At 37.7% G+C, this 18,488-nt stretch carries 13 protein-coding genes and 1 riboswitch; of the genes, 11 read left to right on the top strand and 2 right to left on the bottom strand.

Annotated features, from left to right (window positions below; translation table 11 throughout):
• Positions 1–5 precede the first annotated feature (5 nt).
• The 10 genes from AC1VNJ_RS10195 to AC1VNJ_RS10150 all read left to right on the top strand — a co-directional run bounded on the left by AC1VNJ_RS10195 (position 6) and on the right by AC1VNJ_RS10150 (position 14,496).
• Positions 6–1,613, top strand: coding sequence for a GGDEF domain-containing response regulator (locus AC1VNJ_RS10195; RefSeq protein WP_482640763.1), 1,608 nt, complete (start codon positions 6–8; stop codon positions 1,611–1,613).
• On the top strand, positions 1,614–2,663 hold the full coding sequence (locus AC1VNJ_RS10190; protein WP_482640762.1) for a HEAT repeat domain-containing protein: 1,050 nt from the start codon (positions 1,614–1,616) through the stop codon (positions 2,661–2,663).
• Positions 2,653–4,062 (top strand): glycosyltransferase family 2 protein, encoded by a 1,410-nt coding sequence (locus AC1VNJ_RS10185; RefSeq protein ID WP_033578173.1) that lies wholly within the window; start codon positions 2,653–2,655, stop codon positions 4,060–4,062. The genes AC1VNJ_RS10190 and AC1VNJ_RS10185 overlap by 11 nt, the downstream gene beginning before the upstream one ends.
• Complete coding sequence (locus AC1VNJ_RS10180; protein ID WP_482640761.1) at positions 4,059–7,307, top strand: hypothetical protein; 3,249 nt, start codon at positions 4,059–4,061, stop codon at positions 7,305–7,307. The genes AC1VNJ_RS10185 and AC1VNJ_RS10180 overlap by 4 nt, the downstream gene beginning before the upstream one ends.
• Positions 7,308–7,309: 2 nt before the next feature.
• Positions 7,310–7,678: a response regulator transcription factor gene (locus AC1VNJ_RS10175; protein WP_028412195.1), complete on the top strand. Its 369-nt coding sequence runs from the start codon at positions 7,310–7,312 to the stop codon at positions 7,676–7,678.
• Complete coding sequence (locus tag AC1VNJ_RS10170; protein WP_482640760.1) at positions 7,668–10,544, top strand: ATP-binding protein; 2,877 nt, start codon at positions 7,668–7,670, stop codon at positions 10,542–10,544. Before AC1VNJ_RS10175 ends, AC1VNJ_RS10170 begins: the two co-directional genes overlap by 11 nt.
• A gap of 454 nt (positions 10,545–10,998) precedes the next feature.
• Entirely contained in the window at positions 10,999–11,373 is a 375-nt protein-coding gene (locus AC1VNJ_RS10165; protein WP_014461362.1) for a DnaJ family domain-containing protein, read from the top strand.
• Between the two features lie 36 nt (positions 11,374–11,409).
• Positions 11,410–12,216, top strand: a complete 807-nt coding sequence (locus AC1VNJ_RS10160) for an alpha/beta fold hydrolase (protein WP_033578176.1) — start codon at positions 11,410–11,412, stop codon at positions 12,214–12,216.
• A 12-nt stretch (positions 12,217–12,228) separates the two neighbouring features.
• Positions 12,229–12,816 carry a histidine phosphatase family protein gene (locus AC1VNJ_RS10155; RefSeq protein WP_154991682.1) on the top strand — a complete coding sequence of 196 codons (588 nt, stop codon included), beginning with the start codon at positions 12,229–12,231 and terminating at the stop codon, positions 12,814–12,816.
• A gap of 360 nt (positions 12,817–13,176) precedes the next feature.
• Complete coding sequence (locus AC1VNJ_RS10150) at positions 13,177–14,496, top strand: aspartate aminotransferase family protein (RefSeq protein ID WP_034269726.1); 1,320 nt, start codon at positions 13,177–13,179, stop codon at positions 14,494–14,496.
• Between the two features lie 169 nt (positions 14,497–14,665).
• A riboswitch (SAM riboswitch) is annotated at positions 14,666–14,765 on the top strand.
• Positions 14,766–15,008: 243 nt separating this feature from the next.
• On the opposite strand, the gene AC1VNJ_RS10145 is transcribed toward AC1VNJ_RS10150, so the two are convergent.
• Together AC1VNJ_RS10145 and AC1VNJ_RS10140 are read right to left on the bottom strand one after the other, a co-directional pair.
• Positions 15,009–15,638, bottom strand: coding sequence for a hypothetical protein (locus tag AC1VNJ_RS10145; RefSeq protein ID WP_034269729.1), 630 nt, complete (start codon positions 15,636–15,638; stop codon positions 15,009–15,011).
• A gap of 53 nt (positions 15,639–15,691) precedes the next feature.
• A complete protein-coding gene (locus tag AC1VNJ_RS10140; protein ID WP_325076013.1) occupies positions 15,692–16,270 on the bottom strand; it encodes a YkoF family thiamine/hydroxymethylpyrimidine-binding protein in 579 nt (192 codons plus the stop codon).
• A 513-nt stretch (positions 16,271–16,783) separates the two neighbouring features.
• On the opposite strand from AC1VNJ_RS10140, the gene AC1VNJ_RS10135 reads away from it, so the two are divergent.
• A complete protein-coding gene (locus AC1VNJ_RS10135; RefSeq protein ID WP_482640759.1) occupies positions 16,784–18,127 on the top strand; it encodes a 5'-deoxyadenosine deaminase in 1,344 nt (447 codons plus the stop codon).
• The last annotated feature ends 361 nt before the right edge of the window (positions 18,128–18,488 follow it).

Raw genomic sequence — 18,488 nt, 5'->3', positions numbered from 1 at the left:
ATAAGATGGATAAATATCAAATTGCATTATTAGCTAATGTGCGTAAGCGGCTGCAAGAGTGGACTGATCAAAATGAAGAAATACTTCATGAAGAGGTGTACCGCTTTTTGCATTCAATTTCTGGAACGTCTGCAACTATTGGACTGCATTATTTAGGAGATCGCTCCCGCGAGTTAATGGAAGCTGTTGAAAAAAAACAGAAAAAAACCTGGAATTACGCCGAATTGAATACTTTTTTATTAGATATTATTAAAATTTGTTATCAAGATGAAATTCAATCCGCAGAAGATATAAATAAACCGATAGAAATAAGTGAACAAACAGCTAATATTTTACTTGTTGATGACGATCTTTCAATGCTGATGTATTTAAAAGAACAGTTTGAAAAACAGGGCTGGTACGTATTAGCAACTGCATCTAAAGAAAAAGCCATTACGGCTTTTTACGAATTAAAGCCGGATTGTTTTGTTGTTGATGTACATATGAAAGACTGTACAGGCTTTGACATTCTTTCATTTTTACGCGATAAAACAAAGCAACTGTTCGTTCCGATTGTCATGATGAGCGTTGATAATCAAAGAGATACGCGTTTGAAGGCTTTTAAATTAGGGGCCGATGACTTCCTTGTTAAACCTCTCGATATGGAAGAAAGTCTACTTCGAATTGGTCATCATATTGAACGAAAGCAGATGTTTAACTCCTATTTAATGTTTGATGAATTAACAGGAGCCTATAACCGAACGTATTTAAAAGAAATCTACAGTCAGCAGCTATCCAGCTACGACCGCTTAAAAGATCCTTTTTGTTTAGCGATTTTAGATTTAGATTTCTTTAAAAGAATAAATGATCAGTATGGACATCTTATGGGAGACCGCGTGCTGCAAGCATTTGTAGAGTATATGAAGCATGAAATTCGTCCAACAGATCACATTTTTAGATATGGAGGCGAAGAATTTATTCTTTTACTGCCAAAAACCAATATAAAAGAGGCAGAAACAGTATTAAATAGACTGTTGGATTCCTTTGTGAAAAAAGTGTTCACACATCAAAGCAATTCGTTTTATTGCAGCTTTTCCGGCGGAGTTGTAGAAGTTCATAACAATGAATGGCCGTTAGAAAAAGCGCTTCATCAAGCTGATGAAGCATTATATATAGCGAAGGAATCAGGACGTCAAAAAATTGTAGCTTCTTCTCAAAGCAAGCTGGTTAAAAAGCGAACGCTTCGTATGGCTATTATTGATGATGATTCTATCATTCGAACGATGCTGAAAGAGCTTTTAAGTAAGATTGATGTAGGAGATCGTTATGAAGTGAAAATAGAAGTGTTTAAAGACGGCATCGAGTTTTTTGAGTCCCAATGGATTCACTCTAGCGATCACTACTTTGTTATTTTAGATGGAATGATGCCTAAGATGGATGGCTTAGAAGTGCTGCAAAAATTAAGGCAGCAGAAACGTCACGATCAGTACACGGTTATTATGCTTACATCACGAAACAGCGAACAAGATATTCAAAGAGCATTAGAACTTGGGGCAGACGATTACATGACAAAGCCATTTAAGTTAATGGAGCTTGAAGCGCGCGTACGTCATTTAATGAAGAAGGTGAAATAAATGGCGATGTCAATTCAAGTGGTATATATCTTATTTAGCGGATTGCTATTGCTGTTGGTTTGTTTTCTAAGTTATTTACTTATTCAAAAAGCGCGTTTAAACGCTTTTCGAGCAAAAGTAGAATCCTATAAAGAGAGTGTTAAAGAATCTCTTTTCATTTACTTATATAGAAAAGATGAAGAGCATCGGATAGAGCCTAAAAATAAAATAGAGCTGGCGGGTGTAGCGGAACTATTGAGCGGTTTTTCTGCAGCTGTGCAAGGTGATGACATCCGAAATAACATCACGCTCTATGCGGAGAAGGTTTTTACACCCAAATATAAAAAAGAGCTGCATCATTCTAGGTGGAGTGTCAGAATGAATGCCCTTTATGCTATTGAAGATTTTGGTCTTACTACGCTAACAGACCAATTAGTAGAAATGTATGAGAAAAAAAATAGTACAGCGGCTGAAAAAAATCAAATTTTAAAGATTTTAGTTAAGCTAAACCGTCCTGAGTTTGTTGTGTATATGACGAATGCCTCTAAACCGCTGTCTGAATTTATGTACCGCTCTTTGTTTGGAACTATGAACAGTGAGCAGTTTCAGCAATTTATTAATAAATTTGAAGACCTGCAAGAAGAAATTCAGCTGCCACTTATCGATATGATCGGTATCAATCATAAGTTAGAGTATATCGATTTCTTAAAAATGCACATGAAAAGTTCATCAGAAGAACTGCGAATTCGTTCGTTGAAATCACTTAACGCTTTATCTTTTCCATTAAAAGTAGAGGAGCTCACGAAACATCTTCAATCAGATATGTGGCAAGAGAGAATGATGGCTACCAAACTAGTAGGCAAAACGAGAGATGAGAAGGGATTGTCACTTCTCGAGCAGTCGCTGAAAGATTCTCATTTTCTTGTGCGTTCGAATGCTGCTCAGTCAATGATGAAAATCCCAACAGGTACGGAATACTTAGTTCATGTATATGAAACGACTGATGACAAGTTTTCGAAAGATATGGCAGCAGAATGGCTTGAAAAGGGAGGAATTACGGTTGTGGAATAGTGTTTGGCATCTTTTTTTGTCCGTTTGCGGATGGGCTGTATTTGCTTATATGATTTTTGTGCTTTGTTTTTATTTTATGATGTTTATCATCTCTGCTTTTCAACTGCGAAAGCAATATCAATTAAATGATGAAGAACCTTATGAAGATTTGCTTGCGGTTAGCTATACAACGCCGTTATCTATATTAGTTCCTGCTTATAACGAATCTGTCGGGATTATTGGAAGCGTGCGTTCGCTGCTTGGAATTGAATATCCGGAATATGAAGTAATTGTAGTAAATGATGGATCTTCAGATGATACGTTAGAAAAGCTCATCGAAGAGTTTTCTCTTGTGAAAATGAATCGAGTTGTGAGAAAGCAAGTGGAGACGAAAGAAGTAAAAGCTGTATATCGTTCTAAATTATACGATTATTTATATGTAGTCGATAAACAAAATGGAGGAAAGTCAGATGCATTAAATGCAGGAATTAATTTATCCAACTATCCTTATTTTTGTTCGATCGATGGTGATTCAGTGTTGGAAAGAGACGCTTTTTTAAAAGTTATGAAGCCAATTATTGATTCAGACGGAGAAGTAATTGCTTCAGGAGGAAGTATTCGAATTGCAAACGGATGTAAAATCGAAAACGGTGCGGTCGTATCGATTGGACTTGATACGCAGCCGCTTGTTGTGATGCAGATTATTGAATATTTACGTGCCTTTCTTATGGGGCGCATTGGTCTCAGTCGCCATAATTTATTACTTATTGTGTCAGGAGCATTTGGCGTATTTTCTAAACGCTGGGTGATTGAAGCTGGGGGTTATTCTCATACAGTCGGCGAAGACATGGAGCTTGTTGTTCGCCTCCACCGACTGATTAAACAGAAAAAAGCCAACAATCAAATTGTTTATATTCCAGATCCTGTATGCTGGACAGAGGCACCTGATGAAATCAAATATTTGCGAAGACAGCGAAACCGCTGGCACCGCGGTTTATTTGATAGTCTTTGGAAGCATAAAGAGATGCTGTTTAATCCGAAATACGGAAGTATCGGAATGATTTCTATGCCTTATTTTGTGTTTATTGAACTAATCGGGCCGGTCATGGAAATGTTAGGCTATTTGTTTATTGTTATTTCTCTAGTTGTAGGCGGGATTTATGTAGAATTTGCGTATTTGCTTTTTCTCTTAATGGTTGTATATGGTTCTCTTTATTCGATGGCGGCTGTTTTGCTAGAAGAGTGGAGCCTTCGCAAATATCCAAAAGTATCTGATATCGCTAAGCTGTTTGTCTTTTCCCTGACTGAATCCTTTTGGTATCGCCCTCTAACTGTTATATGGCGCTGTCATGGATTGTTGGACGTTATTCGCAATAAAAAAGGCTGGGGAGACATGCAGCGAAAAGGAGTTTCACAATGAAAAAATGGTTATTAATCGGCGGCATTATTTTGGTTATGGCAGTAACGGCTTCGCCATTTCTTATTTGGCAGTTAAAGAAACCAACTGATTTGAATATGCTTGTCATTGATAAAACAGTGCCAGATCAAACGTTTCGAGAGCATCAGGGCTTAATGTGGATGCTGAATCAAGCGAAAGTACGCAAAGACGGGAAGCATTATGAAATCTCAAAAGATTATGCAGGGTTTTATCCGAATGGAGATAAAACATACAGCATTAAATCTCTGCCAAAAACAAACTCTGCAGATATGATTTATATCACGGACACGTATGGCGTATACAAAGAAGATTTAGGCGTAAAAGCTAAAAGAGGAGATCGTTCTCAGCTGGTGTATGGCGGCATGACTTCTGAAGACGTGAGCTACGTTAAGAAAGCACTGAATGGACGTACAAAAACGTTGATTGGAGAGTTTAATACATTTGGAAGTCCTACTTCTCTAGACGTTCGCAAAGAACTGTATGAATTGTACAATGTTACGTGGTCCGGCTGGATTGGTCGCTATTTTGATGAATTCGGCAGTGAAGAAGTTCCTGCTTGGGTGAAAAGTGCTTACAAAAAGCAGTACAACAAAGAATGGAACCTTACGGGCAAAGGCTTACTGTTTGTTAATGAATCCAATAAGCTCGTTATTATAACGGAAAAAGAATTAAAAGAAAATCCAGTATGGTTTCAATATACAAAACAAGGAAAAAAAACATTGAATTTACAGGATGAATCTGCTTATCAATATTGGTTTGACGTCATTACACCCCAGCAAAAAAGTGATGTGCAGGCTCAGTTTGTCTTTCACTTGGATTCTGAAGGAAAAAACAAGCTAAAGGAAAATGGTATTCCTTTGTCCATACCAGCAGTCGTTCATCATAATAAAGAGCGATATGATACTTATTACTTTGCAGGAGATTTTGCAGATCAAGGAGAAGTACCTTCCATTTATCAAACCTCTTTTTACCCGGTGTGGAAGAAATGGACAGAGAAAATCGGAAAAGAAGATGAGTCTTCTTTTTACTGGACTGTTTATCTGCCTCTTATGAATAAGATTATAGATCAACAGCAAAATGCATCGCAGCCTGCTTCTGTTACTTTTAATGAAAATATGGAAATCTATGAAGATGCTGACCGTAAAGTAGCAGGGAAAGTAGGAAAAGATTATTTGCAAGTTTATCAAAACGGCAAGTGGAAAGATTTGCTGATTAAAGGAGTAAATATGGGCATTAGTAAGCCAGGCCATTTCCCTGGTGAGACCGCTATTTCGAAAGAAGAATATTTGCGCTGGTTTAAAGAAATTGGCAAGATGAATGCAAACTCAATCCGCGTATACACCATTCACCCTCCCGGCTTTTATGAAGCGCTTGCTGAGTATAACCAAAAAGCCAAAGAACCCATTTATCTTTTTCATGGAGTATGGGTGAATGAAGAAGTTTTCTATGATTCACAAGATGCTTTTGCAAAGGAAAATACAAAAGAATTTGAAGCTGAAATGAAAAGGATTGTAAACGTTATTCATGGAAATGCAACACTGCCAAAACGGACGGGACATGCAAGCGGAACGTATACAGCAGACGTGTCTCCTTATGTTTTAGGCTGGATTATAGGAGTTGAATGGGATCCCACGGTAGCCCTTTCGACAAATGAAAAACATAAAGGAATGAAAGATTTTAAAGGGAAGTACATCTATACGGAAAAAGGCAATCCCTTTGAAATTTGGCTTGCGCAGCTTATGGAAAAAACAATTTCCTATGAGCAGGATAAATATGATTGGCAGCGGCCTATGAGCTTTACGAACTGGGTGACGACGGATTTATTGACTCATCCATATGAGCCTTCTGAAGACGAAGATAAAGTGTCTGTTAATCCTAATTTAATTCACACAACTAAAAAATTTGAGCCGGGATTATTTGCTTCTTATCATATTTATCCTTACTATCCTGATTTCTTAAACTATGAACCTCGTTATCTCGCTTATCGCGATCATCGAGGAGAGAAAAATAACTACGCAGGTTATTTGCAAAATATGAAAGAAGTTCATCATATGCCCGTGCTTGTTGCTGAATTTGGCATTCCGGCTTCGCGAGGACTCACCCATAGAAACGTATACGGATGGGATCAAGGCTTTCATACGGAACAAGAACAAGGAAAGATTCTGTCACGCTTGTACGAAGATATTGTTGAAGAAAAAATGGCTGGCGGTATGGTCTTTACATGGCAAGATGAATGGTTTAAGCGAACGTGGAATACGATGGAGTACGACAATCCGAACCGCAGGCCATTTTGGACGAATTTGCAAACGGGAGAACAGCATTTTGGCCTGTTGAGTTTTGATCCAGGAACAAAGCTGAAAGTCAAAGTAGACGGCAAATCAGATGATTGGGAAAAGCTGAACAGCAAGTCGGTATATAAGCCGTCTAAGAAGTTAAAAGCATTGAACATTACAAGTGATGAAGGTTATCTATATCTACACGTGAGTGCAAAAGAGCTGGAAGATCAAAAGCTTTATTTCTTGTTTAACACAATTAACAATCAGGGACAGTCAAAGATTCCTCAAATTCCTTCTTTAAAAACAAAAGGAATTGATTTTGTAGCAGAATTAAACGGGAAAGAAGACAGTCACTTGTGGATAGACAGCTATTACGATACGTATTATTTTTCGTATGCCCATCAGCTTCAAATGATTCCATCTGTAAAAGGAACCGATACAAAAGATAACGGCATGTTTAATCCAATCAGGCTCGCCCTTAACAAAGAGTTAGCGATTGGAGAGGGGAAAAACAAGAGAACCATTCCTTTTGACGCCTATGAAACTGGGAAGCTCCAAGAAGGAAACAGCGATCCTAACTCTTCTTCATTTGATTCGCTGGCAGATTTTAAAGTGAATGAATCAAATGGAATTGCTGAACTTCGCATTCCTTGGGCGCTTTTAAATGTAAAAGACCCGAGTCAAAAAGAAATAATGGGAGATATTTGGTCCAAAAAAGGATTAGAATCCAGCGAGAAAATGAAAGGAATTCAAGTGGGAGTCGTAGCTGTTAATAAGAAGAGCAATGACGTGGAAGATACGTTTCCGACTCAGAAAAAAGGAGAACTTTTATTAAAAGATTTTTACTTATACAAGTGGAAAAATTGGGAGTATCCAACTTTTCACGAACGAATAAAGCCGTCCTACTTCATATTGCAAAAAACGTATGGACGACTACAAGCGGAGGAATAACAATGGCAAAAATTTTATTAGCGGAAGATGAAGAAGTGCTTCGTATGTTAGTGGTAGATACGCTTGAAGATGAAGGACATGAAGTGACGGAAGCAGAAAACGGCGAAGAAGCGTTGGAATTTATTAAAGAACGTGATTTTGACTTAATTATTTTGGATTATATGATGCCCGTGTTCACCGGGCTTGAAGTCATTCAGCAGCTGAAAGAAATGAAAGATAAGCGCCATACAAAAGTATTGATGCTTTCAGCTAAGAATCAAGCTGCTGATCAAAGCCGGGTGTTAGAAGCAGGGGCTGCGTATTTTATGTCTAAACCGTTTAGTCCCCTATTGCTAGCCGAACGTGTTGAGGAAATTTTAGATGAACAATAAACTAAAACGAAAAAGTATCTCAACCCAGTTCATCTTCTTAGCAAGTATCCTTTTACTTGCTTTTGCGGCGGGTTCAACTGTACTTGTTGTACGGCAAAAAGAAATTACAGCTGATTATGCCCAGTACAGGGCACAAGTACGGGAAAAGGCACAGCTGCTATCTACAATTGATAAATCAATGAACAGAGCTTTTTTGCAGGCTCGTGGGTTTATTGCATTTGATTCAGAGGATATGTATAACGAGGCTGCAAGTCAGCAAAAAAGTATCGAAGAAAATCTTGATCGACTTTCAGGTCTAGCGGCAGATAGACGTGAACGTACGTTTGTAAATGAAGCGACGGTGATGCTAAACACGTATTTTAATCAAACGCTTCCTTATTTTAAAGATATTTACGACAAAAAAGGCATTGAAGGAGTCCGCTCTAGTCCTGAGCGGAAGGCTGCTTCTAAATCAATAGAACAAATGCAAAAAGAACTTGATGACTACCAAAATGAATTAACTAAAGACTTAAATACACAGTACGATGACACGTCGAGTGACATGCAGAAAAGTCAAACGTTCTTTATTTTATTTTTAGCGTTTACAGTGGTCATTTTATTATTGCTTACACGGGTATTGCTAAATAAGTTTGTAAAGCCGCTGAGTCAGCTAGCATATACGGCAAGCGAAATTGCTGCGGGAAAAGAAATGCCTATGACATTTGATGAACATAGAAGAGATGAAATCGGTATGCTATCTCAGGCCTTTTACAAAATGGTATCGACTTTGCAAAATAACGAACAGGAGTTAACGGCTCAAAATGAAGAGCTGATTGCACAGCAAGATGAGTTGCACAGTCAGCAAGATGAACTTCAGCACGCATTGGAATTGACAAAGGAACGAGAAGGCGAGTTAGAATTGCGCAATTTATTTGTGCATGGACTAACAAATTCTCTTCACAAGCAAGAAGTTCTCACGAGTGCTGTCACAAACATGAGCCGGGTGATGAAAGCTGATCACGGTTTTATTATGCTAACCGATAAAAAGACACATGCTTCATTTGGTCTATCTTCATCAAGTGTTAAACAGATGATGGAAAACCTTCATAATAATTACATTGATCATGTGCAAAAGACGAAAAAATGTATGGTAGTAAAAAGAGAGTGTAGAGAACATGAGCGCCTATATCACCGGCAAACGTTTTATTTGTATGATGTTATCGTACCGGTGCTGTCTTCACAGGGAGATATGCTAGCCTATATGTTTTACAGCCGCTACGCGGATGAATACACAGAACATGAATTACAGACATTTGAAATATTGGCCAAACAAATTACGATTGCTCTTGAAAAAATTTATATTTACGAAGAGTCTGAGCATGACAGACTGCTATCTCAAGATATTTTAAATTCGATTCAAGAAGGAATGCAGCTTGTAGATACAAGCGGTACGATTCTACAAGTGAATACGAAGACTAGCGAATTGTTTCAATATGAGCATCAAAGCGGGCTTCTTCAGCTTTCTCGTGATCAATGGCTAGATGCTCTCTCTCAAAAAGTCGAAAATATAGAGGAGCTAAGACAATACGTTAAAGCCATTTGTAAGGGAGAGCAAGTAGAAAAGTCTTTTGTTTATTATCTGCATACGGAAGGTAAGCGAAAAGTTATAAAAGTTTATAGCGAATACGTATATCGAAACCGTCAGATGTTTGGCGTATTGTTCGTTCATCGTGATATTACGAAAGAATTTGAAGTTGATCAGATGAAGTCGGAATTTGTAAGCACTGTGAGTCACGAGCTGCGCACACCTTTAGCAAGTGTATTAGGGTTCACTGAGCTTATGCTAAACAAAACATTAAAAGAAGAAAGACAGAAGAAGTATTTAACTACTATTTATCAGGAAGCACAGCGGTTGACTTCTTTAATCAACGATTTTTTGGATGTCCAAAGAATGGAAGCGGGGAAACAAACCTACGATAAAAAGTATCAAGACATTCTGCCGCTTATTAAGCAGGTGATTGAGGTCCAGAACATACAAACAAGTAAGCATGAATTTGATATGATTTCCGATCAAGAGCATTTTACAGTAATGGGAGATAAAGATAAGCTTCTGCAATTGTTTAATAATGTAATTAGCAATGCAGTAAAATATTCGCCCGAGGGAGGGAACGTTACAGTTAAAGTGTATCAAAAGGAACACGCTGTTTATATTGATATTCAAGATGAAGGAATTGGTATACCAAGTGAAGCGCTAGGACATTTGTTTACCAAATTCTACAGAGTAGATAACTCCGATATGCGCAAAATTGGCGGAACGGGTCTAGGGTTAGCAATTGTAAAAGAAATTGTAAAAGCTCATGGTGGAGACATTACTGTACAATCAGAATGGAAAAAAGGAACAACATTCACGGTTGTTCTCCCGCTTCTACATGAAGTTCAGTACGATGAAGAAATGATGATAAGTGCGAATGATAACCGTAAAAGCGTAGTGATTGTAGAAGATGATAAAAGTTTAGCGACGCTTTTACAGGTAGAATTAAAAGAAAGCGGCTTTCACGTTCGGTATTTTAATAACGGAGAAGACGCATTAAACTCTATTCATCAGCAAAAGCCTGAAGTGGTTGTTCTAGATATCATGCTAGGAGAAAATAAGTTAGACGGCTGGGATGTTTTAAGGCATCTCAAAGAAAATACAGAGACAGAAAAAATTCCTATCTTAATCTCATCTGCTTTAGACGAAAGAAGCAAAGGATTAGAGCTTGGAGTGTGTGAGTTTCTGATTAAACCCTATCAGCCTAGTAAACTATCTAAAACGATTCTCCAGCTGCTTTTGAAAAAACAAGAGCATGAAGGAGAAATTATGATTCCATCAGATAAAGAAGAGTAGAAATTTGGTGAGGCTTCGTTATATGTACGGAGTCTCATTAAACGAAAAGAAAATTAGTAAAGTAATAAAAAAACATTGAAAACGCTATCAAAATGTGGTTTTATAGAAAGTAGGCATAACATGATGACCTTAGAATTACCTTTTTCCACCTCCTTACATGCGTAAGGAGGCTTTTTTGTATAAATATAGTAAGATAAGATAACAAAACCTTATGCAGAATCGTTTATTGAATTTCAGCTAGTTAAGAAACTGCTCAAGAAAGTTTGATAATGAAAGGAGTGAAGCTCTAGAAACGATTTCACAAAGGGAGGATAGTCTCTCCAAGAAGTGAAGGTAGTTCAATTTTTATAATCATAGTATAATAAAAAATACGGTTATAAAAGCTGTGTTTTTTATACATCTTTTATATAGAAGGTAAGATTGAATTTTATATTTTCTTAAAGGAGGTCTTTCCTTGGATATTGCGTATATAATTGCTGAAGAAAGAATTAGACAAGCAATAAAAGACGGTGACTTTGATAAGCTGCCTGGGGAAGGAAAACCATTAAAGTTAGAAGATTTATCACATATACCTGAAGAACTGCGCCAAGCGTATAGGATGTTAAAAAATGCAAATATGATAAGTGATGAACAAGAGCTAAAACGAGATATGGCTACAATAGAAGAATTGATTTCTATATGCACGGATGCTAATGAAGAACAAAGGCTAACAGAGATGCTTACGGAAAAGCGTTTGCGCTTTGAGCAGCTCGTTGACAAGAAAAAGATGACAAGTTCTGCAGCTTACAGGACGTATCAGAATAAAATTTACTCCAAATTTTTTTATTAATGAGTGTAGTGGACCAGACGATCGGAGGGTGAGAACTTGCGGCTGTTAATTTTATTGATCAGTATCATACTATTTATTTCGCTTTGTTTTTATATTTTTGCCCCACAAATAAAACGAGGTGCCCAATCGAAAAATGTGCCGGTTTTATTTATTCATGGCTATTTAGGCAGTCAAAAAAGCTTAGGGAAAATGATTAAACGATTTGAACAAAACGGATGGGGAACTAAAGTAGCTTACTGCGTCGTTCAAAAAGATGGAGCTATTCAGTGGAAGCACATTATGAAAGCAAAAGAGGGAAAACTTCCGCTTATTCATATCGTCTTTAAAAAGCCAGATGCCAGTATTGCACAGCAGCAAAAATGGATTGAAGCTATTATGCAAGATGTACGTGATACATATAAAGCATCTTCTGTGGATTTAGTTGGACATAGTATGGGAGGAGTAACAGCAGCAGCAGTTAGTTTGGCTAACCCTCAATATATTCAAAAGTTAGTTACGTTAGGATCGCCAATTCAAGGATTAGATTATCAGGAATTAATGGAGATGTATCCTCATGCACGCAATCATATTGAATCTATGGGGGCTCGTGATTTAGCTTTTCACTCTATAGCGTTAAACAAGCTATACGAAAGTCGTCAAGATTTCTCAAAAGAGATCGACGTTTTTTCAGGAGCAGGAGATGTGGGAGATAAGACAGATGGAGTGGTAACAGTAGAAAGTGCATACGGACTGCAAGAGTTTACCGAACACATTCATCTCCAAACGTTTCATGAAGCACATTCGGATTTACATGAAAGCTCAGAGGTTGATAAAGCTGTTTATCAATTTTTAAAACGAGATTAAAGGGGGATTACGATGCTTTACTTAATTAGACACGGCCAAACAGATTGGAATAAAAACAAACTTATTCAAGGGCATGCTGATATTCCGCTCAACGAAACAGGAAAGCAACAAGCCAAACGCGTAGCGGAACGTTTTAAAGATATCCATATTGATGTAGTCTACACAAGCGATTTGCTTCGTGCGCAGGAGACGGCTAGGAAAATTGCCGCAGTCGCTAAAGTAGAGAAAGTCGAGGTTTGTGAGCAGCTGCGCGAGCGCTCTTTTGGAGAATTAGAATCAAAGAACGTAGAAGTGCTGCATGAGCTTGTGCCAAACTATGCGACAAATTGGGGAGAAGAACCTTTATATAATATTGAAACACTCGAAGCCGCTCAAGAACGGATGGTTCGGCGTTTAACGGAAATTATGAAGGAGTCTATTGGAAAGAAAGTAGCAGTTGTTAGTCACGGGGCGGCAATTAATACATTCATTCATCATGTAACAAGCGGAGAACAAGGAACAGGGACTACTATTTTACAAAATACATCGATTACAACTTTTGCTTATGAAAGTGGAAAATGGCGTCTTGAAACAATCAATGATGCCAAACATCTTGAATAAATATACTTAAAGAGGTTGTGACAGTAGTATTTTAGTTGAGGGAGGATCCGAACGATTAATCGTTCGGATTTTTTTATGGTTATGGTGAACACAGGTTTCATATATGTAAGTACTTCTGGCTGTTGATTGGAGGGAAAGGCGAAGACTCCTATGGGAAAAGCGGAAGGGATGAGACCCCGCATATTAATTTTATATATAAATATTTATACAATTGATTTTAATAAAAATGCATAGTAAAATAAGTTTTATTACTATTCTATTAAAGCGTTTAGTATAACTGGATTTCCTAATATTGTTTAATAAGTAACTATATTTCGGAATAAGATTAATTGATTTGTATAATTTCAAGGAGGATGTAGTATGTCTAAAGATTGGAGTCACTTATTTGAAAGAATGCCTGAATTGCTAGCACCGACAATGGCTAAAGATCATCCGAATTTGCCCGTTGTGAAAGAAGAAGGATGCTATTATTATGGATTGGATGGTAAAGAATATCTCGATTTTACTTCCGGAATCGCTACGACAAATGTAGGACACAGACATCCGAAAGTAGTAAAAGCAATCAAAGACGGAGCAGATCAATTATTGCACGGTCCCTCAGGTGTCATTATGTACGAATCGATATTAAAGTTAGCCGATGAGTTAGGAAAAGTAACGCCGGGCAATTTAGACTGCTTTTTCTTTGGAAATAGCGGCACAGAAGCAATTGAAGGAGCCTTAAAATTAGCGAGACATGTCACAAAGCGTCCGTATGTTATTTCTTTTTTAGGATGTTTTCATGGACGCTCGATGGGAGCTTTAAGTGTTACAACATCGAAAAGCAAATATAGACAATTTCAGCAGCCTTCGGGACTGACGTATCAACTTCCATATGCCAATCCAAAAGAGTGCTCTGCGGAGCTAGACAGCGATGTATACTTCACTGAAAAGCTTGAAAAAGATTTTGAAATACTCTTTAAGCACCAAGTCACTCCTGAAGAAGTGGCTGCCGTTATTTTGGAACCAGTATTAGGTGAAGGCGGCTATATTATCCCTCCGAAAAGCTGGATGAAGAAGTTAAGAGAGATTTGTGATCGTCACGGAATATTACTTATTTTTGATGAAGTGCAAACAGGGTTTGGCCGTACCGGTGAATGGTTTGCTGGCCAAACCTTTGATGTTGTACCAGATATTATGGCTATAGCAAAAGGAATTGCTTCTGGAATTCCGCTTAGCGCAACGGTCGCTTCTCAAGAATTAATGAAGCAGTGGCCTCTTGGCACACATAGTACAACATTTGGAGGGAATCCTATCGGATGCTCAGCAGCTCTTGCAACTCTTGAAGTGATGAAAGAAGAACAGCTGCTGGATAACACGAAAAAAATGGGCGCTTATGCATTAGAAAAGCTGCATCTTTTAAAGGAAAAACATTCAGTTATTGGAGATATCCGTGGTTTAGGACTTATGATTGGAATTGAAATTGTTAATCCGCATACGGGAGAAGGAGATGGAGACGCTTTATTCGAGATTTTGGACTTAGCTTTAGAAAAAGGCGTGTTATTTTATTTTTGCGGAAATGCAAGTGAAGTTATTCGCATGGTACCTCCGCTTACTGTGACAAAAGAACAGATAGATGACGGCATTCGTATGCTAGATGAGGCTATTACTTCTTTTGAGAAAAAGTCAGCTGTAAAAGCGTAATAAAAAAATATAAAAAATTTATATATTTGTAACCTAGTTGTCATAGTAATGGTAGCGATATCATAGTTTTAGAGGGAAAACAATTTTCTGAAAAGTAGTTGACATCTGTTTGTGCAGCATGTAACATAATATTTATCTTATCAACAATTATCAACAAAATTCGACAAACTTCTTATCAAGAGAGGCGGAGGGATAGGCCCTGTGAAACCTCGGCAACGGACTTTATAGAACCGTGCCAACTCCCACAAGCAGTGCTTGAAAGATGAGAAGAGACCAGGCTTACTAACAATTGTGATCCCAACCTCTTCTTACAGGCACTTAGACACTGTAAGTGGAGGTTTTAATTTTATGACAAGAATATGACATTTAGATAAAAAACAGCAGGTGAAATTACCTGCTGTTTTTATATGCTGTAAAATGATAAATAACCTACCAGAATTCCTAGTAAAAGCACCCCGGCCGTAATACCAATAATCCACCACATCATTTTTTTCATCGTTTATTCCTCATTATCAATTGACTGTAGCTGTAGATCCGCCAGAAGCGCCGGAAGCCGTACCATAAGCGGTTTGTCTTTTGATTCCAGCATTTTTAGCTGCAACTTTCCACTGCCAGTCAATTCGCCCGTAGGCTCGATTATTTTGTACCCAAGATTTTGAGCTCTTTTTTGAAATAGACACAAGGGGGTTTACGTTTTTTGTGACCACACCTCGTACACTTTTGACTGAAGTTACTGAGGAGCTTTTTGTGTAATAATCTACATACACCGTTAGTTTTGTTGTTGTAAATCCAGCCGCTTTATAAGAAGCCGTATAAGCTGCTGTTTTGAATAAAGGTGAAGCCGTTTTTGCTCCGTATGCTGCTGTACTTGCAGCTTCGACCGTGCCGCTGCTCTCTTCAATATCCATTTTGAACAGAGATGGATCCCTTAGTGATTGTACAACTTTTTGTTTTTGTTGACGCGACAGTTTTGAAAATTCATACAGTGAACTTTTATCACCTTGCCCTTTCAAGAACTGCGTGTAAGAAGCAACCGTTAAATGAGCAGGTTTTTCACTAGCCTGAACAGAGTTTGGTACGACTAATAGACATAATAATGCACCTATCAGGGAAAAAGCAAAAAACGTTCTTTTTGTAGCCATATTCATATAAATCCTTTCTAGTACTCTATCTTTATAAATAGATAAGAAGTAATTTATCGTTTTGAAGAAGGGCTGTGTGCTGACATATTAACTGTCATCACGACACGAGCTTGCTGTACAGATTTCATAAAGCATTCGTATAGAGAAGCGAATACTTTGTCCACATCTCCTTCTAGAGCTGTTGCAAAAGGCACGGTTTCGGCAAATACTCCCTGTTGTTTAACTGCGCCAATTCCGCTTTTGATGATGTCTACATAATGCGGCGTATCTAATGGATACAAAGAAAATTGAGTGGATACAGGGAACGAAGCACAAAGCTGTTGGTTTAAAGGTATGTTTTCTTTTGAGTTTATTTTTCTTTCTTCGAAATATTCTTCGTGACGCCCTGTTGAAAACGTGGCATTCAGCACAATATGCTTTTCTGATTTTCCAGCACTTTTATAAATGGCCTGTACAACTTCAAATACGTCTTTGGCAGTTCCTTCAATAAACGTACTAACACGGTCCGTTTTTCGCTGAACTTTAGACATATCCACTTCGTTTAGTGCGCTTAAAATAATATCGATGAAGTTATCGCTCATAACGGAAAGCGTAAAACGACAGCCAACATTTATTTTTTCCAAGTTAATCACCCCTAAAATATAGATTTGTAGTTTTTTAATCATACAAATCATAAAATAACTTTTCTGTTTTGTATAGAAACAGAAGATAGATTCTTTATTTTTAGTAAATATTACATAGAAGAAACGAGAATAAATTGCATAACATGAAAATTAAGGGTGTCAAGAAAAGTCACATAGTGAAAAAGAATAAAAAAACAATGTTAGAACTTCTGACAAAAAGCTGGTATATAGACTGAAAACACCATATTATAAATACAAGATCACATTATTCTCCTGCGATTTCGTATAACCTCTTGAAAAAGGGACTTGGGATTTTATCATAAATCCAACCTCCTAGCTGTATAATCAGCTAGGAATTTTTTTTACCCAAAGTCTCTATCGCCCATGAGGTTACCTGCACTTATTCAACTCAGAGCATGCACCATATATATTTAAGACCAGTGTAAGAAAGATTGCTTGAAGATGTTAGTGTTCGGTTTGAGCTAGAAATAGATAGATGTTACGAAAGAGGGGAAAGAAGGTATGACGCACACATTAATTAAAAATGCAGAGATTATTACGATGAATGAGAAGAATGATATTATTTACGGTGACCTTTATATTGTTGGAAATCGTATTGCAGCCATCGGGAAAAATCTGCATCCGGAAAAGGTAGATAAAGTCATTGACGCAGCAAATAAAACGATTGTGCCGGGCTTTATACATACTCATATTCATTTATGTCAAACGCTTTTTAGAGGGCAAGCAGATGATTTAGAGCTGCTAGACTGGCTAAAGAAGAAAATATGGCCGCTTGAAGCTTCGCATGATGAAGAATCTATCTATTATTCAGCACTGTTAGGGATCGGTGAACTCATTCAAAGCGGGACTACAACAATTGTCGATATGGAAACTGTTCATCATACAGACTGTGCTTTTCAAGCTATATCTAAGAGTGGAATCCGAGCTCTTGCAGGAAAAGTAATGATGGATAAAAAAGGCGACGATCTGCCAAAAGCTCTGCAGGAGACAACGGCTGACTCGATTAAAGAAAGCGTAGAGCTGCTTGAAAAATGGCATAATTCAAATAACGGTCGTATTCGATACGCATTCTCCCCAAGATTTGTGCTGTCGTGTACGGAAGATTTGCTGCGTGAAGTGAGCCATTTATCAGCTGCCTATAATGTTCATGTCCATACTCATGCTTCTGAGAATCAAGAAGAAATTCGCATTGTAGAAGCTGAAACAGGTATGAGAAATATCATGTACTTAGACCATTTAGGATTAGCCAATGAGCGCCTTATTTTAGCGCACTGTGTGTGGCTAAACGATCAAGAAAAGCAAATTATTAAGAATCAAGGAGTAAAAGTCAGTCATTGCCCAGGCTCAAACTTAAAACTTGCATCGGGAATCGCAGATGTGCCCAGTTTATTAGAGCAAGGTGTATTTTTAAGCCTTGGCGCTGATGGTGCTCCTTGTAATAATAATTTGGATATGTTCAACGAAATGAGGCTGGCCGCTACGATTCATAAACCCTCTTACGGACCAACAGCCATGAATGCAAAGCACGTGCTCGAAATGGCTACAATCGGCGGAGCGAAAGCAGTTGGGCTTGAAAAAGAAATTGGAAGTTTAGAGGTTGGGAAAAAAGCGGATCTTGCCATTTTAAATTTAAATCAGCTTCATACTTTTCCATCTTACGGCGTAGACCCTATTTCCAGAGTTGTGTATTCAGCAACGCGAGGAGATGTAGAACTAACAATGGTTGACGGTGAAATTGTGATGGAGAATCGCCAGTTAAAAACCATTGACCAAGGAATTGTGCTGAAAGAGGCAAATCATTCGATAGATCGTCTTTTAAAAAGAATTCCACTTTTAATTTCGTAAGATGTAAAACGAAGAAGAGGCTGGGATAAAAGTATTTTAACAAAAGTAAAACTCGAATTATTAATCGGAGTTATTGATTAATAATTTGAGTTTTTTGTTGTCAAGGTGAACGTAGGTTTCATCTGTTTAGTTGCTTCTAGCTGTTGATTGGAGGACAAGGCGTAGACTTCTGCGGTTATTCCATTTATTTGTCTTTAGAATGGATTTATTTAGTTATGTCTCAATCTCTTTTTTGTATAAATGAGTAAAAAGAGTACTCTTGCAACAGACTAAAAAGATAAGAGAAATAAATTTTCAAAATTCCAAACTAACGGAAGATAAAAATTTTTATAATGATAGCGTTTTCCACCTTTGCATATCT

This window comes from Priestia sp. 3CA3 (genome assembly GCF_056836725.1).
Note: the sequence above shows the minus strand (reverse complement) of the source record. Positions and strands in the feature narration are given on the sequence as shown.